Genomic DNA, 20,365 nt, shown 5'->3' on the forward strand with positions numbered 1-20,365 from the left:
TTAAGCCTGTTCCAACGAGGTTTCTACACGGTTGGCCGGGATTTTCTTCTCGGCTACCAGGCGAGCGTGTTGCTCGGCTTCGATGCGTTCGATCGTTTCGACCGGCACCATGTAGCCTTGATCGTCACGCGCTGCGTGAACGATGAAGTAACCGATGGTGCCTACCAGGCCCACGATTGCCAGCCACCAGATGTGCCAGATCATCGCGAAACCGAACACCGTCAACAGCGCACCCATCACCACGCCGGTGGCGGTGTTGTTTGGCATGTGGATCGGCTCGTAATGCTTCGGTTGCTGGTACGCAGTACCGTCTTCCTTGGCTTCGGTGAACGCATCGATCGTGTTCGCAGTAGGGATCACAGCGAAGTTGTAGAATGGCGGTGGCGACGAGGTCGACCATTCCAGGGTGTGGCCATTCCATGGGTCGCCCGACTCGCACATGTTCTGCTTGCGATCACGCACGCTGACGTACAGTTGAATCAGCTGGCAGGCGATACCCGCAGCGATCATCAGTGCGCCGAACATGGCAACGTACAGGTACGGTACCCACTCAGGGTTGGTAGTGGCGTTCAGACGACGGGTCATGCCCATGAAGCCCAGTGCATAGAGCGGCATGAACGCGACGAAGAAGCCCGAGATCCACAGCCAGAATGCAGCCTTGCCCCAGCCTTCGTGCAGCTTGAAGCCGAACGCTTTCGGGAAGTAGAAGCTGAAACCAGCGATGTAACCGAATACCGCACCGCCGATGATCACGTTGTGGAAGTGAGCAATCACGAACAGGCTGTTGTGCAACACGAAGTCAGCACCCGGAATGGCCAGCAGTACGCCGGTCATGCCGCCGATAGCGAAGGTCACCATAAAGCCCAGGGTCCACAGAACCTGGCTGGTGACACGCAAACGGCCGTGGTAGATGGTGAATAGCCAGTTGAATAGCTTCACCCCCGTCGGGATCGAAATCAGCATCGTCGCCAGGCCGAAGAAGGCGTTGACGCTTGCCCCCGAGCCCATGGTGAAGAAGTGGTGCAGCCAAACCATGAAGCCCAGTACCGAGATCGCGCCGGAAGCGTAGACCATCGAGTGGTGACCAAACAGGCGCTTGCCGGTAAAGGTCGAGATCACTTCAGAGAAGATACCGAACGCTGGCAGGATCAGGATGTACACCTCAGGGTGACCCCATGCCCAGAACAGGTTCACGTACATCATTGGATTGCCACCAAGTTCATTGGTGAAAATGTGGAAATCCAGGTAACGGTCAAGCGACAGCAGCGCCATGGTAGCGGCCAGGATCGGGAACGAAGCCACGATCAGGACGTTGGCCCAGGTGCAGGTCCAGGTGAAGATCGGCATGTCCATCAGTTTCATGCCAGGGGCGCGCATCTTCAAGACGGTGGCCAGGAAGTTGACCCCCGTCAGTGTCGTCCCGAGTCCTGATAACTGTAGCGCCCAGATGTAGTAGTCCACACCCACGCCAGGGCTGTACTGAATGCCCGACAACGGCGGGTACGCCACCCAGCCGGTCTTGGCGAATTCGCCGACGCCCAGCGACAGGTTGATCAGTACAACGCCCGATACCAGCAGCCAGAAGCTCAGGGAGTTCAGGAACGGGTAGGCAACGTCACGCGCACCAATCTGCAGCGGCAAGGCGAGGTTCATCAGGCCGGTGAAGAAAGGCATCGCCATGAAGATGATCATGATCACACCGTGAGCGGTGAAGATCTGGTCATAGTGTTCAGGCGGCAGGTAGCCAGGCGAACCCTCGGTGGCCATGGCCAACTGGGTACGCATCATGATGGCGTCGGCAAAACCACGCAGCAGCATGACCATGGCCACGATGACGTACATGACACCGATTTTCTTGTGGTCAACCGAAGTCAGCCACTCGGTCCACAGGTAGGTCCACTTCTTGAAGTAAGTGATACCTGCAAACAGTGCCAGACCACCCAGCGCGATCATGGCGATGGTCACCATCACGATCGGCTCGTGGAACGGGACCGCATCCCAACTTAATTTACCAAACATCGTTTACTCCTCTGCCCCAGCAGTTGAATGCGAGCCTGTGTCAGAACCTTCAACCGCAGCCACTTCTTTCTTCTCGTGCTTGACCGGCTTGCCTGGTTTCATACCTTCGTACTTGTCGACGATTTTCTGAAACAGGTTCGGCGTGAACGCGGAGTACAGCGCAACAGGGTTGTTTTGGCTTGGTTTGGCAAGGGCGTCGTATTCAGCTTGATCAAGCTGTTTAGGTGCGGCCTTGACTTCGGCTACCCAGGCGTCGAAATCTTCCTGGCTCGTCGAGATCGCTTTGAATTTCATGCCGGTGAAGCCAGCGCCGCTGTAGTTAGCGGAGATGCCTTCCATTTCAGCTTTCTGGTTGGCGATCAGGTGCAGGCGGGTCTGCATGCCTGCCATCGCGTAGATCTGGCCGCCCAGCGCAGGGATGAAGAACGAGTTCATCACGGCGTCGGAGGTGATCCTGAAGTTAAGCGGAGTGTGCTCCGGGAACCGGATCTGGTTCACAGTGGCGATACCCAGGTCCGGGTAGATGAACAGCCACTTCCAGTCCAGCGCAACCACTTGGATGTTGATCGGCTTGACGTCCGATTCCAGCTCGCGGTACGGGTCCAGCGCGTGGGTGGACTTGTAGGTCACATAACCCAGGGCAACGATGATGAGGATCGGCACAAGCCAAACTGCGACTTCGATCTTGGTGGAGTGCGACCACTTCGGCGCGTACGTAGCGCTGGTGTTCGACGCACGGTATTTCCAGGCGAAGGCGAAGGTCATGATGATCACAGGGACCACGACCAGCAGCATCAGCAGGGTGGCGGTGATGATCAGGTTTCGTTCATCCAGACCGACCTGTCCTTTTGGGTCGAGCAAGGTCCACTTGCAGCCTCCCAGCATTAACATCATGCCAAGCAGCGGCAAAAAGCCTAGTAATCGGGGGTACCTGTTTTTACTCATCTCACGACCTCTAAAGCAGCTTGCGCAATGCAGTTGGGTTTTGATCGCCAACACTTCACCCTGCCAAGGGTTGGCATTTCTCTTCGATTGAATAAGAGCCTGCCCGGCACGCCATGACGGGGCGTTTCACGGACCTGCGGTGAGTTCTTATTCGATTTCGTGGCTAAAGGCCTTGTTACAGACCAATTCCATTTGGTGCGGATAGTTGAAAGGCTGCCGGAAACTGGGGTCGCACAGAGCGATCCGTCTGCCCCTCGACCACTCCGATGCTCAAATACTGAACAGCATCGGACTTCCACTGCGGGCGATTGTAGTTAGCTAGCGATGTATAAACCATGTCTTATAAAGAAATAATTTTTATCGATTCCAGCAACAATCCTTCACCAATCCTGCAAAGATTCAGGATCTTATCGTGTTCGATTCTCAACAAAAACCACAAAAATTGCCGTGTTATTGCGCAGGCCACACCCTCCCCTGCACCGTGTAGGGGCACGCAAACACGAAGAAAGTCCCCATAAAACAAGGCATTCGGACATCACCAAATGGCGCGGGCCGGGTTGCATTTGTGGCAGCGTTCAAACGACGAACTGACAGCACAATTTACCCGCCGGGCGCAAATTTATGCGGCGTTTCTACGCGTCAGGAGCCTACCGCGACAGGCTCCGTGTGACAACATGTCGCATGCTGCGCGCCACAGACATTACCGCTTGTCACAGCCCTTTCACACATCCCTGAGCACAAAAAACGCCCCGCCCTTCCTTAAAGGAGGGTCGAGGCGCTTAGGTGAATCGGTTCAGGCCCGGCGTTGGCGATTGCGGTAAATGCACAGTGGCACCAGGATCACCGTCAGCACGAACGCCACCAGCGCCCATTGCGCCAGCGACAGGCCGAGCACCGGCGGGTATGGCGTGCTGCAAAAGCCGTCAACCTGAAAGCCCAGCGGGAACACTTTGGCCAGCGGCAGCTCATCAACGATAGGCTGCAGCACGTCGACGCCGCAGCTCACTTCGGGGAAGAACTGCGTGTACACATGATGGCCGGCCACCGCCACGCCACCCAGAGCGCTGACCACCACCAGCCCTTCAAACAGGGTGACCGCGCCTTTGCTGCGCATCGCGGCGCCGATGAATGCAAACACCGCGATCAACAGCAACGCATAGCGTTGCAGGATACACAGCGGGCACGGCGCCTCGCCCAACACCACTTGCATGTACAGCGCGCCGCCAATCAGCGCCAGGCAGATGATGCCCAGCAACACTAGAAAGCGTCGCTCCCTGCCTAAACGCAATTCGTCACTCATCCCCGTTTCCCTTTGCCTGATTATGGTTGTGCCTGATGGCCGCAAGTTTACACACAGAGTGTGGTTAAAACAGAGAGGGGTTAACGGGGGATTAATCAGCGCGAATAGCCAAGCCACTCTCTCAAGCAGAATGCAGTCAACTGTGGGCGCGGGCTTGCTCGCGATAGCGGTGTGTCAGCTAAGTATTTCTCAACTGACACACCTACAAAAAGCACACTGTTAAGCGCGTTACTCCAGCGCCGCAGCCGGGCCAAAAAACTCATAGCGGCTTTGCTGCTCCGGCACACCCAACGCCTTCAGGTGCCGCTTGACCGCCGCCATGAAGCCTTTAGGGCCAAGAAAGTAAGCATCCAGATCACGCTGCTCGGGCAACCACGCCGCCAGTTGCGCCTGGCTCAGCATGCCCACCCTGTGCGGCGCCGGGCGTGTGCCATCCTCTTCGGCATAGCAGTAAAAGCGTTTCAGTTGCGGGTGCATGGCCGCCAAGCCATCGACCCACTCGCGGAACGCATGCACCGAGCCGTTACGCGCACAGTGGATAAAGTGCACCGGCCGCTCAGTCGCCAACGCCGCTTCGAGCATTGGTAATGTCGGCGTAATACCCACCCCGCCGCTGATCAGCACCAACGGTTTATCGCTGGCGGCCAGGATGAACTCACCCGACGGCGGGAACAGGTCGATTGTCGCGCCCACATGCACTTGGTCATGCAGGTAGTTGGACACCCGCCCGCCGGGCTCGCGCTTGACGCTGATACGGTAAAAGCGCCCATCGCTCAGCGCCGACAGGGAATAATTGCGGCGCACTTCTTCGCCATCAAGCAGCAGCTTCATGCCGATGTATTGGCCCGGAGCGGCGGCCAGGATCGGCCCGTTATCTGCGGCGGCGAAATACAACGAGGTGATTTCAGCGCTCTCCTCCACGCGTTTGACCAGCACAAACGGCCGCGCACCGCGCCAGCCACCCGGCGCCTGGGCTTTTTGATCGTAGATGGCGGCTTCGGCGCCTATCAGGATGTCGGCCAACTGGCCGTACGCCGCGCCCCAGGCACTCATGACCGCAGGCGTGGCGATCTCGCTGCCCAGCACTTCGCAGATGGCGCGCAGCAGGCAGGCGCCGACAATCGGGTAATGCTCCGGCAAAATCTGCAAGGCCACGTGCTTGTTGATGATCTTGGCAACGAGGTCACCCAACGCGTCCAACTGATCGATATGCCGCGCGTACATCAACACGCCGTTGGCCAGGGCGCGGGGTTGGTCGCCGCTGGCCTGATGGGCCTGGTTGAACAGCGGGCGAACGCTCGGGTGCTCCGCGAGCAGCATGCGGTAAAAATGCGTGATCAGCGCTTCGCCGCCACTTTCGAGCAGCGGCACAGTGGATTGAATGATGGCACGGTCTTGGGCACTAAGCATGGCAGACTCCTGAGTCTTCTAACTGAATGCCTTTGCTTAGTCAGTATGTGTGCCAACAAATAAAACTATATTATTCAATAAGTTAAATTCAATGTAGTCAATATGACTTCTAGCACTTTATAGTCATACGGACTACAAGGAGTCATTATGACTGCACAATCGCTGCTCACTACCCTGCTGCCGCTGGTCGCAGACCTGTCTCGCGAGCTGCCCGAAGGCGAGCGTTACCGCCGCCTGCTGCACGCGCTGCGCGCCCTGCTGCCGTGCGACGCCGCCGCGTTGTTGCGGCTCGACGGTGAGTGGTTGGTGCCGTTGGCCGTTGATGGTCTGAGTACCGACACCCTCGGTCGGCGCTTTAAGGTCAGCGAACACCCGCGTTTCGCCGTGCTGCTGAGCAGCCCCGGCCCTACCCGTTTTGACAGCGACAGCGAACTGCCCGACCCCTACGACGGTTTGATCGATGGCCTGCACGGCCACCTGCCAGTGCATGACTGCATGGGCTGCCCGCTGTTTATCGAGGATACGCCGTGGGGCCTGTTGACCCTGGACGCGTTGGACACTGAACGTTTCGAGCGCGTCGAGCTGGAAGCGCTGCAAGCCTTCGCCAGCCTCGCTGCGGCCACGGTCAACGTCGCCGAACGTATCGAGCGCTTGGCACTGCGTGCCGAAGACGCGCACCAGCGCGCCGAAATCTACCGCCAGGCCAGCGGCCAACAGCACAAAGAAATGATCGGCCAGAGCAAGACTCACAAGCGCCTGGTCGAAGAAATCAAGCTGGTGGGCGGCAGCGACCTGACCGTGCTGATCACCGGCGAAACCGGGGTGGGCAAGGAGCTGGTCGCTCAAGCCCTGCACGCCGCCTCCGCGCGTGCGGAAAAACCGCTGATCAGCCTCAACTGCGCCGCACTCCCCGAGACGTTGGTGGAAAGCGAGCTGTTCGGCCACGTGCGCGGCGCCTTTACCGGCGCGCTGAACGAGCGCCGGGGCAAGTTCGAGCTGGCGAATGGCGGCACGTTGTTTTTGGACGAAGTGGGCGAGTTGTCGCTGAGCGTGCAAGCCAAGCTGCTGCGCGTGCTGCAAAGCGGTCAGTTACAGCGCCTGGGCTCGGACAAAGAGCATCAGGTGGACGTGCGCCTGATCGCCGCCACCAACCGCGACCTCGCCGAAGAGGTGCGCAACGGCCATTACCGTGCAGACTTCTACCACCGCCTGAGCGTGTACCCGCTGCACGTGCCGGCGCTGCGCGAGCGCGGACGCGATGTGCTGTTGCTGGCGGGTTTTTTCCTGGAGCAGAACCGCTCGCGCATGGGCTTGGGCGGCCTGCGCCTGACCAGCGATGCCCAATCGGCATTGCTGGCCTACAACTGGCCGGGCAATGTGCGCGAGCTGGAACATTTGATCGGGCGCAGCGCGCTCAAAGCGCTGGGTAGCTGTCGCGAGCGCCCGAACATTCTGAGCTTGAGCGCGCAGGACCTCGACTTGCCCTGCGTCAGCGCGCCGCCGGTGCCCGAGGCACAGGCGGATGCCGCCGCCGTCACCGTCACCGGCGACCTGCGCCAGGCCACCGAACACTACCAACGCCAGGTCATCAGCACGTGCCTGCAACGCCACCAACACAACTGGGCCAGCGCCGCCCGCGAACTCGGCCTCGACCGCGCCAACCTGGGCCGCATGGCCAAACGGCTGGGCCTCAAATAACCCTCCCCCATTAGAACGATCAGGCAGAAGGGCATCGCAGGCTAGCCAGCGCGCGCGCGTTAGATGGCCTTGGCCTGAAGCGTCGGGCTCGCAGGCTTGGGCTTGCGAAACACCAACACATTCCCCAGCATCACCAGCACCAACCCCGCCAAGGCCGGCGCGGTCCACTGGTACCCCTCGGCAAACGCCGACACATTCAACGCCACCACCGGGAACAGCACCGTGCAATACGCCGCGCGCTCCGGCCCCATGCGGCCGACCAAGGTGAGGTAAGCGGTAAAACCAATCACCGACCCCGGGATCACCAAATACCAAAGCGCCCCGACGTAGCGCGCACTCCAGTCCATGTCGAAGGGTATACCGCGCACCCCACAATAGGTCGCCAGCATCGCCGCGCCGTACGCCATGCCCCACGCGTTGGTGGTCAACGGCCTGAGCCCGGCCTTCTGTTGCAAGCTGGAGAGCATATTGCCCGCCGAAAAACACATCGTCCCCAACAACGCCAAGCCCAGCCCCAGCAGGGTCTGCGGGCTGGCGGTGTGCCCCGCCAGCTCGGGCCAGAACAACAAGCCCAAGCCCATCAACCCAAGGCCGCCGCCCAGCAACACATTGCGCGCGACCCGCTGGCCGAAAAACACCCGCGCATTGAGGGCGTTCCACAGGGTGGCCGTGGAAAACACCACCGCCACCAAACCGCTGGGAATCCATTGGCTGGCGGTCAGAAAGCACATGAAGTTGACGCAAAACAGGCACAAGCCTTGCGCCAGGCAGATCAAGTGCCCGCGCCGGTTCATCACCTGCAACTTGCGGCTAAGCAGCAATACGACAAACAACACCAGCGCCGCCAAGCCGAAGCGATAGACGATCGACACGGGAATCGCCACGACGCCCAGTTGCCATTTAAGCGCGATCCAGGTGGTGCCCCAGATCAGCACGGTGAGTAAATACAGGGAAAGGTTCATGGCAGGCTCCGGTGGTTGAGCCACAGTGTTGCTCGGCAACCCGCCGGCGCTCTTGCATATTCTTGCGCTTTTGTTGCGCGGCGGGCTCACAGCCCGCGCGCTGCGGAGTACGATGCAAGGCGTCAAAGAGTACACACCATGCCTGATCTGGAATCGCTGCACGTGTTTCAAGCGCTTAACCGCTCGCCCAACGCACGCCTTGAAGCCTGCGCCGAGCTCGGTGACGGCGTGTCTGCGGCGGTGTGGAGCAACCATCACGATGCACAGGATTACCAGGCGCCCAGCCACCATACGTTGTCGTGCTACATCGGCGGCGGCACCGGCACCTTCCGCCGCGACCAGCCGGGCACCAAAGGCGGCCCCGACAAACTGTGCATTTTGCCCGCCGAGCACCAGTCAGCCTGGGTGATCAACGGAGAGATTCGCCTGGCCCATGTGTATTTCAGCCCCGAGCAATTTGCCCTCGGTTGCGTCACCCTGCTCGACCGTGAGCCGCGTGAACTGCAATTGCGCGAAAGCACCTTTCTTGAAGATGCACACCAGGCCCGGCGCTTTCACCAGTTGATCGCCCTCAACTGGCACGAGCCCGCCGAGCGCTTGCTGACCAGCAGCCTGGCGCATGAAATGCTCAGCCACACATTGCTCAGCCAAGTCGGCGCGCGCGACGGGCTGCGCTTGAAAGGCGGGTTGGCGGCGCACCAACGGCGGCTGTTGGTGGACTACATCGACCACCACCTGCAAGACCCGATCAGCCTGAGCCAATTGGCCGCGATGTGTACGCTGTCGGAATACCATTTTGCGCGGATGTTCCGCCAAAGCTTCGGCCTGCCGCCGCATCAATACCTGTTGGCGCGGCGCTTGGCCCATGCGCAAAGCCTGCTGCGCAGCGGCGCTCTGGCGCTGGGTGAAATAGCCTGGCTGTGCGGTTTCGCCAGCGCCAGCCACTTCAGCCAACGCTTTCGCCAGGCCATGGGCGCCACGCCTGGCGAATACCGCCAGGCGTTCTGCACCGCCTGAACCTTCACGCCATCAAGCCCAAAGTCTTCGCCTTGGCCACCGCTTGTGTACGCCGCTCCACGCCGAGCTTGCTGTGGATGCGCCGCGCGTGGGTCTTGACGGTGTGCAGGGAGATAAACAGCCGATTGGCGATTTCCAGGTTGGAGTTGCCGAGGGCGATCAATTGCAGCACTTCCAGCTCACGTTGGCTCAGCGGGTTTTGCAGCGCAGCGCTGGGTGCCGCCTGCGCCTCCAGGCCCAGCTCACTCAATAACCCTGGCGAGCGCAAACGCAGCTCGCGAATCGCCTGCTGCACCTGGCAACGCCCGGCCAATGCCAACCCGGCTTGCAGGGCGCGACGGGCCAGGGCCGCATCGCCGAGTTGCCAGGCCACCTCGCCCAACACCAAGTGCAGCTCGGTCTCCAGGCACAGCATGCCGCGCTGTTGCGTGGTGGTGAGCAAGGCATTCAAGCGCGCCACAGGTTGATCGGCGCAGCCCAGTTTTACTTCGGCCAGCACCAACAAATATTCGAGCCGCGGGATCAGTTCCAGCGTGGCCGGCGGCGCCTGTCGGGCCTGTGGCCCACGAAAGTGACGCAGCACTCGGCGCACCGCTGCCACGGTCAACTCGGCGCGACCTTGTTGCAGCCAGAAGTGCCCGCTGACCAATAGCAGCACCGCGCGATACACCGTGTCAGGCACCTGCCGTTGTTGCATCAGGCGCTCGGCCTCACGCAGTTGGACAAAGGCTTGGGCGTAATCGCCGTGGTTCGCGGCGAGCAACGCCAGGCCGAGAAACCCGTACAGCACGCGCTTGTCCTGGCTGTGCAGGCACAGCTTCAACCCGGCCTCGAAACACTCGGTGGCCAGGCTGTCGTGGCCTTGGCGCAGCGCCAAATGCCCGCGCCGCAAAGCGATTCGGCCTTCCAATGGCTGCGCCTTGAGCCGCTGCCGAGCCAGCATCGCCTGTACGTTTTCCAGCAGGCTCTGCGCCCGATACGGCACGCCGCGCTGCTCCAGCAATTGCGCGTGGTCCAGCTCCAGCAACGCCTCCAGCACCAGCGAGCCCTGCGCGCGGGCCAGGCACAAGGCTTCGCGGTTCAAGCCTTGCGCCACGTTTAACTCACCGCGCAGCAAGGCTTGCTGGGTCAGGCCCGAAAGGCACATCAGCGCGAGGTCCAGGCGCTGTCGGGCAAGGCTTGCAACGCTTCCAGAAAATGCTCGCGGGAGCGCTCGGCATCGCCGCCCAAATGCAGCAACCAGCCCCATTGCGCTTGCCAGCGGGCCAACAGATAGCGCTGTTGCGCCGCCGTCGGTTGCGGCGCGAACCGCGCGAGTTGGTGGATGCACGCTACCGCCTGGTCGAACCGCCCGGCAAACAATAATGCGGCCGTCAACAGCCCCACAAGTTGCGCCGAGCCGAGCATCAGCTCATCGCCATGTTGCTCATGCAGGCGCAACAGCAGCACCACGTTTTGCTCGCGGAACAGGTCTTCAAAACTGAAATGCTGTAACAGGCTGACCGCCACTTCATAGGCTTCGGCCAACAGCGCCTGTTCGAAGGCGGCTTGCCAGTCTTGTTGGCGGGTGAACCATTGGCACGCACGCCGGTGCCAGGCGCGTTTGGCCGGCCAGGGCGCATCGCGGATCAATTGCGTCAAGGGCGGGAACACCTGCAGCCAATCGGCGCTGTCGTCCCAGGCTTGGATAAACGCACCCAGCGCCTGCAAATCGCGCAGGTACTGATCGCCGTCGCCCGAACCGAACAGGTGCTCGCACAAGCCCGCATTGAATCGCGGCAAAAGCGCCAACACCCGCCAGGCTTCGTCCAGCTCGACCGGCAAGCTGTGCAGCAACTCATGTTGCAGATAGTCGAGCAGGGTTTTTTCGGGGTGCCCGTCACCGAGCAAGGCGATGCGTACGCCGGCGCACCAACCGGCGCTGAACTGCATCACGCTGTCGACGCTGTGGCCGGGGCCGAGCAGTTGCTGGATCTCCGCACGGCTGAAGAGCAAGTCAGTGCATTCCAATAGCTCGTCGTCGAGCAACAGCCGGGGCCAGTTGCACACCGGGCGCCGCCGCGCACCCAGCCACCACGTCAGCGAGGGGCTGCTGGCGGTGAGCAAGCGGTCGAGCAAGGCGTCCAGCGCGGGCGCGGGCAAGCGACAGAAATCATCGAAAAATAGCCATGCAGGGTTTTGCCAACGGCTGAGGTCGAGCAGCAAGGTCGCTTCGTCGACAAACGCCAGGCCGAGGTTTTGTGCGAGCCGCGAGCAGAAATCGAGAGGGCTGAGCACGCTGCCGTTGAGCGGCAGCCAATACACCTGGCAGCCCGTCGGGGCCTGCAATGCACACTCGGCGAGCAGCGCGCTCTTGCCACTGCCGCCCGGCGCGCAGAGCAATTTCACGCGTGCCTGCGCCGCGAGCAAAGGCCCGGCAAGGCGCGGGCGCAATAGATGATGGGCAGACAGCCGTGGCATGAATCCAGGACGGTCCAGGCAGCGTGTCATGGCGGTCATTGCTGCATCCTGCTTTTTTATTGTTATGCAACCTGCCGCCTACCCTAGCCCTGTGGTCGGCGGTTGTTGAAGAAGTATTCAGCGGGTTGATTAATGACCATTACCTTAATTGTGCCGAGCGGGCTCAGCACACCTTACCCGTCCCCCTAAAGGATCAGCGAACGCCCTCTGCGCGCAACGCTGCCGGGGTGTAGTCGGCCGCCTTGGCCGCGAAGCCGAACACGAAGCTGCTCTTCTCTTCGTTCTTCATGCCGAGTGCGATGTAGCGGCCGGCGATGATGTCGTACAGGGTTTCCACGGTGTAGGCCGGCACTTGGTGGTCATAGTAGAACTGTGCATGGCCCTCGGCGATACGCCACAGTTGGCCACGGCCGTCGTAGTGGTCCACCAGCGCGACCTGCCAACTGTCTTCGTCGATGTACATGTGGCGCTTGGCGTAGATGTGCCGCTCGCTCGGCTTGACGGTGCCGACCACTTCCCACACCCGGTGCAGCTCATAGCGGGTCAGGTCCTGGTTGATATGCCCAGCCTTGATGATCTCGTCGTACTTGAGGCGCGGCGAATCCAGCTTGTAACTGTTGTAGGGAATGTACATCTCCTTCTTGCCGACCAGCTTCCAGTCGTAACGGTCGGGCGCACCGGAAAACATGTCGAAGTTATCCGTGGTGCGCAGGCCATCGGAGGCCGTACCGGGGCCGTCATACGAGACTTGCGGCGCACGGCGCACGCGGCGCTGGCCGGCGTTGTAGATCCACGCCAGGCGCGGTTCCTTCACTTGGTCGAGCGTTTCGTGCACCAGCAGCACGTTGCCCGCCAAGCGCGCCGGAGCGGTGACCGACTGCTTGAAAAAACTCAGCACGTTGGCCGCCTTGGCCGGGTCGATGTCGGCGATGGCTTGCGGCACCGCGACTTCTTCCTCGAAGCGAATCGAGGTGTAGCTGCCGTTGGTTTGCGGGGTGGCCTGGGTGATGATGCGGCGCAGGTTGCCGCCGTGGTAACGGGTGATATGGTTCCACAGCACCTCCACGCCGTTCTTCGGAATCGGGAACGCGTAGTAGCGGTTGCCGGTGAAATTTTCCAGGCCGTTGCCGTCGTTGATCGCGTGCACGTTCAGCGCACTGCGCTTGATCGACTCATAAATATCCGGCGGCAGGTTGACCGTGCGGTGGCTTGGGTACACCGGGATCTTGTAGGTCTCGGGGTAGCGCTTGAACATCGCCACTTGGCCGTCGGAGAGTTTGTCTTTGTACGTGTCCACCGTGGCGGCGGTAATCACGAACAGCGGCTTTTCGTTGGCAAACGGGTCAGCGAGGAAGCCTTTGCTGTCGACCGCGCCAGCGTTTTTAGGGAGGCCGCCGGTCCAGGCCGGAATCGAGCCATCGGCATTGCCGGCTTTTTCGGAGCCCATCGGCGTGAGGCTGGTGCCGAGCTTGGCAGCTTCTTCGGGCGGGACCGCCGCCAGCACACTGGTCGCCAGCAAACTCAGGGCCATCACTGCAATTATCTTGTGCATAGGTACTTATCCTTGCTTAAACCCAATCAGAAGTTCACGCCGACGCTGAGGGCGATAAAGTCGCGGTCGGTGAGGGTGTTGTAGTCGCCGCCAAAAAAGTCGGTGTAGCTCAGGCTGGCGGTGTAGGTGTTGCGGTAGTCCGCGTCCACGCCGAGGCTGACCGCCTTGGCACCTTCGTTGAACAAACCGTTGGGGCCATAGCCGCTGACGTCTTGGGACCAAGACACGTTGGGCTTGAGGTTCACCCCGGCGAACACGTTGTTGTAGTCGAGGATCGCGCGGGCGCGATAACCCCACGAATTGGCTGTGACAAAACCGTCGGTATCACCCTGAAAGCCGTAGGCGCCGAACACCGAATCGCGGCCGTAGCGCAGTTTGTTTTTGGCTTCCAGGCCGCCGACGTGCAGAAAGGCCGCCTCGCCCACCAGCGTCAGGCGTTCAGCGCCCAGCACCTGGTCGAAGAACTGGGTCATGGTGCTTTGGATCTGGGTGATTGCTTTACGCCGATAGCCGGCGTTATCGGCACCAAACGAACTGCGGATCGGCGAGGCGGTGTTCCCCGCAATCGGGTTGACCAGCGCCAGCGTCAGGTCGGTGGTGTTGAGTTGCACCGGCGCATTCGGCCGGTAGCTGATCTCGCCGGTCCACGCCGTGCCCGTCGGCAAGGTGGTGGAGAAGCTGGCACCGTACAGGCGAATGTCTTCCGGGTAATCGAGGTAATACTGGCCACGGCCGAGCATCGTGCTTTGGGCCAGGCCCGCCCCGCTGCCAGGCGCGATGGCATTGGCGGTGGCGGCGATCCGCCCGATGGTGGCCAGGTTGGTGTTGGCGGTAATCGTGCCCACGGTGGGCGTACGGCTGTGGTAATTCATGAAGTACAGGCCGTACTCGGTGTCATCGCCGAGCCAGCGCAACGCCGCGCCAAACTGGCCACTGTCGCGCGCATCACGGTCCTTGGCGCGCTGCACCACCACGCCTTCACGCGTGACCTGAAAGCCCTGGCCGAAGGCGGCCGCCACCGGTTGCAACGGTGCAATCGCCGGGCTGCCGACGGTGTAGTTGCCATTGCAACCGTGGGCCGCCACGTCGCCACCAAAGAATGTGCCGCAGTTATCCAGTACGGTGTTTTCCCAGTTCAACTGGTAAAAACCTTCCACCGACAACTGGTTGGTCAGGCTTTGGGAAGCGAACAGCATGTTGACCGGGATCAGGCCTTCCTTGATCTCGGCGCCCGGACGGCGGAAGGCCGAGACGTCGATGGGGTTGATGCTGTTGATCGAGTTACCGATAAACGTACTCTCGCCCCAACTCACCACCTGCTTGCCGACGCGCACGTTGCCCGGCAGGTCGCCAATCGAATAGTTGTGATAGAAGAACGCATCGAGCAATTCGTAGCCGGAAGAGCGGGCGCCCTCGTCGCGATGGTGATTGCTGATCTGCTTGAATTCGCGGTCTTCGTCCTGCAGCTCAAAGTCGTACCAGTACTTGCCGCGCACAAACACGCCGCTGTCGCCGTACTTGAGCTCCAGGTCGTGAATACCCTTGAAGATCTTGGAGAAGGTCTCGCCCTTTTTGAAGTTGAGTCGCCCGTCATCCCCGGTGGTTGCCTGCCCCGTGCCGCCGTTGGGTGTGCCCACAAGTTTTTTGTCGGCGTCGCGCATGCCCCAGCTGGCACCCACTGACAGCGAGGAATCGAATTGCCCTTCGATTTCGCCAATGTTGAACGAAACAGCCTGTGCCTGGGCACAGCATCCCAACGCAACCGCAGCGGCAAGCGCCTGTGGCGTGAAGATGGCGCGCATTGTTGTTTTTGTCATGCGTCTTCCCCGGTGAGTGACAGAAGGCTCCACCGTACTGCCGCCGATCAAGAGCGATAAGCGCACCAAAGGAGTATTCGTGTTGTCGCTCGAAAGGATTAGCCCGCCCGCAGGCCGGGGTTCGCGCAGGGCCATGGATTGGGTAGATAGCGGGTTATCAAGTGGATGGATAAACCTCAATTAAGCTGCAAGCTTTAAGCGGTGAGCTGCAAGGGGTGTTGAGGTGGGCTGGGATTATTGTTGCTGTTTTTGTAACAGTCCTTGTCGTGAACCGCTCTTACTCAATTTGTTACAGAAGATTATTCTTAGCGGGCTTTCAGGGCCAATGGCCCGCTTGCGTCACTGCAAGAAAAGTCTGATTCCAATGGATTGATCTGCTGTATCAATCTGTTAGCGCTGTTCACTGACGTTGATTTGTCGCTCCTTGATCCAACGTCTGACTTCGGCCGCTGCTTTTGCAGCGGCTTTTTTTATGCGCGCAAAAAAACGGGGCGCCTTCGCGCCCCGTATGATTGAACAATGTTCAAGCAATGATCAGCCGCTGAACCTCTGCAAGTTAGCCATCATCTCCTTCAAAGACTCGACCGTGTCCTTGGGATGCGCGGCGCCTTCGAAGTCGCAAATCTGCGCCCAATGCGCCGCCACGTCGTCGGCTGAAAACCCGGCCTGCGGGTCAAACCCCACGCCCAGGCTGCGCTCCCAGCGGGTCTTGCCGACCCAGCCGCCACCCACTTCAAACAGCCCCGACGTTTCCTGGCAGACCTGGCTGCCCAAGTACACCACCAGTGGGCTGATCAACTCCGGTTTGAGACGCTCGAACACCTGCGGTGGGATCAGGCCCTCGGTCATGCGCGTGCCGCCGGTGGGGGCGATGGCGTTGACCAAAATGTTGTGTTTGCGCCCCTCCAGCGCCAGGGTGCGGGTCAAGCCGTACAAACCCAGCTTGGCCATGCCGTAGTTGGCTTGGCCGAAGTTGCCGTAGATGCCCGACGTGGACGCGGTAAAAATCACGCGGCCATAACCTTGCTCGCGCAGATGCGGCCAGGCGGCGCGGGTAACTTTGTACGCGCCTTCGACATGCACCCGGTAAACCAGGTCCCAGTCGCTGTCGTCCATTTTGTGGAAGGTCTTGTCGCGCAGAATACCGGCGTTATTCACCACCACGTCGATGCGGCCGAATACGTCGAGCGCGTTCTGCACGATCTTGTCACCGTCGGTGACAGAGTCATGGTTGGCTTCGGCAATGCCGCCTGCCTCGCGTATTTCGGCGACCACCCGGTCAGCCGCCGACGCATTCGCGCCTTCGCCCTGAGCGGAACCCCCCAGGTCGTTGACCAGCACTTTGGCCCCGTGCCTGGCGAACAGCAGCGCATGGGCACGGCCCAACCCGCCGCCGGCACCGGTGACGATCACGACCTTATCCTTAAACTGCACTGACTCACTCATACCGAACTCCGCTGGCCACAATGGGAATGGCTTGAGTGTCAGACACGCAGCCTTTGGTCACAATAAAGACGGCCGAGGCTGAATGGTGCCCGATAAGGCAACGCGATGATGATGGTTACCGGGTGCGTGTCGCTCAGGAACAGGCGACACGCGGCGCTGGCTGACCAATGCGCTCGCGAAACGCCAGGTAATGCTTAAGCACCAGCACCGGCGCCTCGATGTGTGGGTAGTGGCCAATAGTGGGCAACGACACGCTGTCGGCACCGGGCACCAACTGGTGATAGCGCTCCAGCATATGGGCGCCGGAGATCGGGTCGACTGCGCCGTCGATCACCCGCAACGGCACCTCGTCACGTTGCATCGCCGTCACCCAGCGCTCACGCAGGCGTCGACGCTGAGGAATGTAGGCGATCAGTTTGTGCAGGATGCGTGGGCCATCATTGCAACTGATCAGGCTCCAAAAATCATCCAGCGCGCTTTCGCTGGGCGGCGTGTCGGGGCCGAAAATCTGCCTGAAACTGTTCGACAAGGCCGTGCGCCCATAGACGCGACCGATCATCCAGCCGAGCGGGCTGAGCAACAGTTTTTGCGCCAGCGCCGGCCGATGGGTTTCGGGGAACAGCCCGCCGTTGAGGAAGACACAGCTGGCCAACTTAAAACGCCCTTCGTAATGGCGGGCCAATAATTCTTGGGCAACACTGTCGCCGTAGTCATGGGCCAACACATGCACCGCCAGCTTTACGCGCAGGTGGTCGAGCAGCGCCTGTTGCAGGTCGGCCTGCTCCAACAGGCAGTATTCATGGTCCAGCGGCTTGGCCGATTCGCCAAACCCGAGCATGTCGCACGCGATCACCAGGTTGCGTTGCGCCAGCGGCTGCCACAGGTAATGCCAGTCCCAACTGGCGGTGGGAAAACCATGAATCAACAACAACGGTTCGCCCTGCCCGGCCACCCAGTAACGAATGGTGTGGCCACGAAAGACGAATTCCTGGCCACGTTTGCGCCAGACGCTAAGCGGAATTTCGGCGAGAGGCATCAGCTTTTATACTCAGGGTCTTGCGCGTCCAATTTACGCAACAGCGCCGGCCACGCCAGCGCCCCTCCCATACCTTGGGCACTCTGGGTGACAGCCGCCACCATCGCCTTGGCACCGGCCAGAATCTGCGGTTCGATGGTGATCAACTCTGCCCCACCGTTTTGCGCCAGCACCTGTATATCGCAAGCGCGCTGGAAGGTGAACATCATCAGGAAAGTGTCGGCAATGCTGCTACCGCAGGTCAGCAGGCCGTGGTTGTGCAGCATCAGGAAGTTGTTTTGGCCCAGGTCCGCCTGCAGGCGCGCCTTTTCTTCGGGGTTCAGTGCCACGCCTTCGTAGGCGTGATACGCCAGGCTCGCCAGCACAAACAGCGATTGCTGGCTGATCGGCAACACACCTTGCTTCTGCGCGGCAACCGCAACGCCGGCCGCCGTGTGGGTGTGCAGCACACAGACCACATCGTGGCGTACTTCATGAATGGCGCTGTGGATGGTGTAGCCCGCGGGGTTGATCTCGTAAGGGCTATGCATCAGCTTATTGCCGGCCTGGTCGACCTTGACCAGGCTCGACGCCGTGATTTCATGGAACATCAGCCCGTAAGGGTTGATCAGGAAGTCGTCAGTGCCCGGCACCTTGGCCGAAATATGCGTGAAAATCAGGTCATCCCAACCCTGCAGCGCCACCAGGCGATAGCAGGCGGCCAGGTCGACACGGGTTTGCCATTCGGCAGCGCTGACCTGCTCTTTGACAGTCTGTGAGGATTGAACGGGCGATAAGCTCACGGCAACGACCTCCTTGGCGGACTTTCTTATTGTTTTTTTGGGTGAAGGGCCAGTCTAGTAAGACGCCGCGATGCAAGTAGTTGCCTTCGCAGCCAGCTTAATGACCGAGCGAGTCAGCCTTAAGAATAGTACACGCCGCGTCAGCGCGGCGGCGCCAATAAAAGCGCGAAAAGCCGCGTGACACAGGCGGGCAGCGAACCTGTGGTCAACCGCGCAGTGCAGTCACCAGCTCGGCGAGCCATGGTTCGGCGTCCGTTTCCGGGGTGACACTTTCACTCGCGTCCAGGCGCAGCATCGGCAGCACTTCGCGCACGCCGAGTTCAACGAACAGCTCACGCAGTTGCTCGCCGCCAGCGCAAAAGGTATCGCCATAACTGGCGTCGCCGAGGCCGATCACCGCGCCGGGCAGGCCGCGCCAGGCAGCAGGCAGTTGGTCGCGAATGCTTGAATACAAGGGTTGCAGGTTGTCCGGCAGTTCGCCCATGCCGGTGGTCGAGGTCACCGCCAAAAAGGCCTGCGGGGCAAAGGCCTGCACGTCTGCCAGGCTGGCACGAGGGTTGTGCCAGGCGTCAAAACCAGCTGCATTGAGGATGTCGGCAGCGTGGCGGGCGACTTCTTCAGCCGTGCCGTAAACCGAGCCGGAAAGGATGGCGACTTTCATCAATCTGATCCTGTGGTTAAGCGAAAGCGTGGGATATTAGCAGTTGGCACAGATATTTCAGCGCGTGCCGTGCAACACTCAACCCGTGCCATACACTCCAAGTGCCAGAAACACGCCATGGACCGCTCTATGATTAACGCCCAACTGATGCAAATGGTCATCAATGCGTCCAACGACGGCATCGTCGTCGCCGAACGCGAAGGCCAGGACAAACCGCTGATATACGTTAACCCCGCGTTCGAACGCATGACCGGCTACACACTGGATGACATCCTGTATCAGGATTGCCGCTTCCTGCAGTCGGGTGACCGTGACCAACCTGGCTTGTTGGCCATTCGTGAAGCGCTGGAGCAAGGTCGTTCCTGCCGGGAAATAGTGCGCAACTACCGCAAGGACGGCACACACTTCTGGAACGAACTCTCGATTTCGACGGTGTACAACGACGCTGACAAGCAGACCTATTTCGTCGGCGTGCAAAAAGACGTCACCACACAGGTGAAAGCGCAGTTGCGCGTCGCGCAGTTGGAAGCGCAAGTGGCCGAGCTTAAAGCGCAGTTGGCGGCGCTCAAGTCGACAAGCGGTGATAACACGCTGTAAATAACCCAGTCGTTAGAGCAGTATTGGCGCTTTATTACTTAACCCTTGAGCAACATCATGCAACGCGACGCTTTACTGACGCAGGACGAAATGGAGTTTATCCAGGACATGGCGCATAACCCGCAGCTCAACCTGCGGGATACGTGGTCGAGCCTGACCGTCAACGGCGGTGCACAGATTCGCGATTTGCTCACCCGGTTGGCCGCTCATGACAACGTGACGATTCAGGCGCAGTTCGACAACCAGCAACTGACCTTCCCCTTGCACTTGGTGGAAGACGAGTTTCATGCGGTTCATCTGCGCTTGGGCGTGCCGAGCATTTTCGAAGACGGCCCGATGATCCGCCCCTGGCGCCTGGTGCTCGAAAAGCCGGTGGCACTGGAGAACGTGAAAAGCATCCCTGGCGCTTTGTGGGTGCATGAGGTGTCGTTCAAGGGCGTGCTGCTGGAGAACCGTGGCCGCGGCAAACCACCCAAAACCTTTTGCCTGCGGTTCAGCCCGTCCGGTTACGAACGCATTGCGTTGCGCGGCACGCTGGAGCGGGAAACCGCCCGGGGTTTATTCGCCTACCGCCTGAGCCAAAGTGATGCGGACGAAATAGCGCGCCTGCGCCAGTTCATCCTGCACCAGCACCGCCTGGTTCACCCACACTTACACGCCTGA

General features: G+C 60.5%; 15 protein-coding genes and 1 pseudogene. 4 read left to right on the top strand and 12 right to left on the bottom strand.

Translation table 11 applies throughout. From position 1 onward, the window contains the following. The 4 genes from cyoB to hmpA all read right to left on the bottom strand — a co-directional run bounded on the left by cyoB (window position 1) and on the right by hmpA (window position 5,674). On the bottom strand, window positions 1-2,019 hold the full coding sequence (gene cyoB / locus F0169_RS16130; protein ID WP_152747059.1) for a cytochrome o ubiquinol oxidase subunit I: 2,019 nt from the start codon (window positions 2,017-2,019) through the stop codon (window positions 1-3). Window positions 2,020-2,022: 3 nt separating this feature from the next. Beyond that, window positions 2,023-2,964: a ubiquinol oxidase subunit II gene (gene cyoA / locus F0169_RS16135; protein ID WP_058414904.1), complete on the bottom strand. Its 942-nt coding sequence runs from the start codon at window positions 2,962-2,964 to the stop codon at window positions 2,023-2,025. A 793-nt stretch (window positions 2,965-3,757) separates the two neighbouring features. Next, window positions 3,758-4,264: a disulfide bond formation protein B gene (locus tag F0169_RS16145; RefSeq protein WP_058414905.1), complete on the bottom strand. Its 507-nt coding sequence runs from the start codon at window positions 4,262-4,264 to the stop codon at window positions 3,758-3,760. Between the two features lie 228 nt (window positions 4,265-4,492). Next, the gene (hmpA, locus tag F0169_RS16150) at window positions 4,493-5,674 is read right to left on the bottom strand and encodes an NO-inducible flavohemoprotein (RefSeq protein ID WP_152747060.1); all 1,182 of its coding nucleotides are present in this window, start codon (window positions 5,672-5,674) and stop codon (window positions 4,493-4,495) included. A 147-nt stretch (window positions 5,675-5,821) separates the two neighbouring features. Between hmpA and norR the strand changes: the two genes are divergently transcribed. Next, a complete protein-coding gene (norR, locus tag F0169_RS16155; RefSeq protein WP_152747061.1) occupies window positions 5,822-7,372 on the top strand; it encodes a nitric oxide reductase transcriptional regulator NorR in 1,551 nt (516 codons plus the stop codon). A 59-nt stretch (window positions 7,373-7,431) separates the two neighbouring features. Here the strand turns inward: norR and F0169_RS16160 are convergent, their stop codons facing one another. Continuing rightward, entirely contained in the window at window positions 7,432-8,334 is a 903-nt protein-coding gene (locus tag F0169_RS16160) for a DMT family transporter (RefSeq protein ID WP_058414908.1), read from the bottom strand. Between the two features lie 138 nt (window positions 8,335-8,472). On the opposite strand from F0169_RS16160, the gene F0169_RS16165 reads away from it, so the two are divergent. After that, window positions 8,473-9,351, top strand: a complete 879-nt coding sequence (locus tag F0169_RS16165) for a helix-turn-helix domain-containing protein (protein ID WP_122251635.1) — start codon at window positions 8,473-8,475, stop codon at window positions 9,349-9,351. Between the two features lie 4 nt (window positions 9,352-9,355). Here F0169_RS16165 and F0169_RS16170 read toward each other — a convergent pair. From F0169_RS16170 to F0169_RS16200, 7 genes and pseudogenes are all read right to left on the bottom strand, one after another. Then, window positions 9,356-11,850 (bottom strand): annotated as a pseudogene (locus tag F0169_RS16170) (helix-turn-helix transcriptional regulator). A 154-nt stretch (window positions 11,851-12,004) separates the two neighbouring features. Continuing rightward, a complete protein-coding gene (locus tag F0169_RS16175) occupies window positions 12,005-13,363 on the bottom strand; it encodes a DUF1329 domain-containing protein (protein ID WP_058414911.1) in 1,359 nt (452 codons plus the stop codon). A 26-nt stretch (window positions 13,364-13,389) separates the two neighbouring features. After that, window positions 13,390-15,180, bottom strand: coding sequence for a DUF1302 domain-containing protein (locus F0169_RS16180; RefSeq protein WP_152747062.1), 1,791 nt, complete (start codon window positions 15,178-15,180; stop codon window positions 13,390-13,392). A gap of 534 nt (window positions 15,181-15,714) precedes the next feature. After that, window positions 15,715-16,626: an SDR family oxidoreductase gene (locus F0169_RS16185; protein ID WP_152747063.1), complete on the bottom strand. Its 912-nt coding sequence runs from the start codon at window positions 16,624-16,626 to the stop codon at window positions 15,715-15,717. Between the two features lie 133 nt (window positions 16,627-16,759). Further along, the gene (locus tag F0169_RS16190) at window positions 16,760-17,662 is read right to left on the bottom strand and encodes an alpha/beta fold hydrolase (protein WP_152747064.1); all 903 of its coding nucleotides are present in this window, start codon (window positions 17,660-17,662) and stop codon (window positions 16,760-16,762) included. Continuing rightward, on the bottom strand, window positions 17,662-18,444 hold the full coding sequence (locus F0169_RS16195; protein WP_058414915.1) for a class II aldolase/adducin family protein: 783 nt from the start codon (window positions 18,442-18,444) through the stop codon (window positions 17,662-17,664). Before F0169_RS16195 ends, F0169_RS16190 begins: the two co-directional genes overlap by 1 nt. Window positions 18,445-18,649: 205 nt before the next feature. Then, complete coding sequence (locus tag F0169_RS16200; RefSeq protein ID WP_058414916.1) at window positions 18,650-19,105, bottom strand: flavodoxin; 456 nt, start codon at window positions 19,103-19,105, stop codon at window positions 18,650-18,652. A gap of 129 nt (window positions 19,106-19,234) precedes the next feature. Between F0169_RS16200 and F0169_RS16205 the strand changes: the two genes are divergently transcribed. Together F0169_RS16205 and F0169_RS16210 are read left to right on the top strand one after the other, a co-directional pair. Then, window positions 19,235-19,702, top strand: coding sequence for a PAS domain-containing protein (locus F0169_RS16205; RefSeq protein WP_152747065.1), 468 nt, complete (start codon window positions 19,235-19,237; stop codon window positions 19,700-19,702). Window positions 19,703-19,759: 57 nt separating this feature from the next. Beyond that, window positions 19,760-20,365: a hypothetical protein gene (locus F0169_RS16210; RefSeq protein ID WP_152747066.1), complete on the top strand. Its 606-nt coding sequence runs from the start codon at window positions 19,760-19,762 to the stop codon at window positions 20,363-20,365.

This window comes from Pseudomonas kitaguniensis, assembly GCF_009296165.1.
In the GTDB taxonomy this organism is placed as follows: Bacteria; Pseudomonadota; Gammaproteobacteria; order Pseudomonadales; family Pseudomonadaceae; genus Aquipseudomonas; species Aquipseudomonas kitaguniensis.

What these genes read in the sequence shown, in the direction of transcription:
- hmpA (WP_152747060.1), bottom strand. Translation starts at nt 5,674, where the DNA reads ATGCTTAGTGCCCAAGACCGTGCCATCATTCAATCCACTGTGCCGCTG.
- cyoB (WP_152747059.1), bottom strand. Translation starts at nt 2,019, where the DNA reads ATGTTTGGTAAATTAAGTTGGGATGCGGTCCCGTTCCACGAGCCGATC.
- F0169_RS16180 (WP_152747062.1), bottom strand. Translation starts at nt 15,180, where the DNA reads ATGACAAAAACAACAATGCGCGCCATCTTCACGCCACAGGCGCTTGCC.
- F0169_RS16205 (WP_152747065.1), top strand. Translation starts at nt 19,235, where the DNA reads ATGATTAACGCCCAACTGATGCAAATGGTCATCAATGCGTCCAACGAC.
- F0169_RS16210 (WP_152747066.1), top strand. Translation starts at nt 19,760, where the DNA reads ATGCAACGCGACGCTTTACTGACGCAGGACGAAATGGAGTTTATCCAG.
- F0169_RS16190 (WP_152747064.1), bottom strand. Translation starts at nt 17,662, where the DNA reads ATGCCTCTCGCCGAAATTCCGCTTAGCGTCTGGCGCAAACGTGGCCAG.
- F0169_RS16185 (WP_152747063.1), bottom strand. Translation starts at nt 16,626, where the DNA reads ATGAGTGAGTCAGTGCAGTTTAAGGATAAGGTCGTGATCGTCACCGGT.
- F0169_RS16165 (WP_122251635.1), top strand. Translation starts at nt 8,473, where the DNA reads ATGCCTGATCTGGAATCGCTGCACGTGTTTCAAGCGCTTAACCGCTCG.
- F0169_RS16145 (WP_058414905.1), bottom strand. Translation starts at nt 4,264, where the DNA reads ATGAGTGACGAATTGCGTTTAGGCAGGGAGCGACGCTTTCTAGTGTTG.
- cyoA (WP_058414904.1), bottom strand. Translation starts at nt 2,964, where the DNA reads ATGAGTAAAAACAGGTACCCCCGATTACTAGGCTTTTTGCCGCTGCTT.
- norR (WP_152747061.1), top strand. Translation starts at nt 5,822, where the DNA reads ATGACTGCACAATCGCTGCTCACTACCCTGCTGCCGCTGGTCGCAGAC.
- F0169_RS16175 (WP_058414911.1), bottom strand. Translation starts at nt 13,363, where the DNA reads ATGCACAAGATAATTGCAGTGATGGCCCTGAGTTTGCTGGCGACCAGT.
- F0169_RS16200 (WP_058414916.1), bottom strand. Translation starts at nt 19,105, where the DNA reads ATGAAAGTCGCCATCCTTTCCGGCTCGGTTTACGGCACGGCTGAAGAA.
- F0169_RS16160 (WP_058414908.1), bottom strand. Translation starts at nt 8,334, where the DNA reads ATGAACCTTTCCCTGTATTTACTCACCGTGCTGATCTGGGGCACCACC.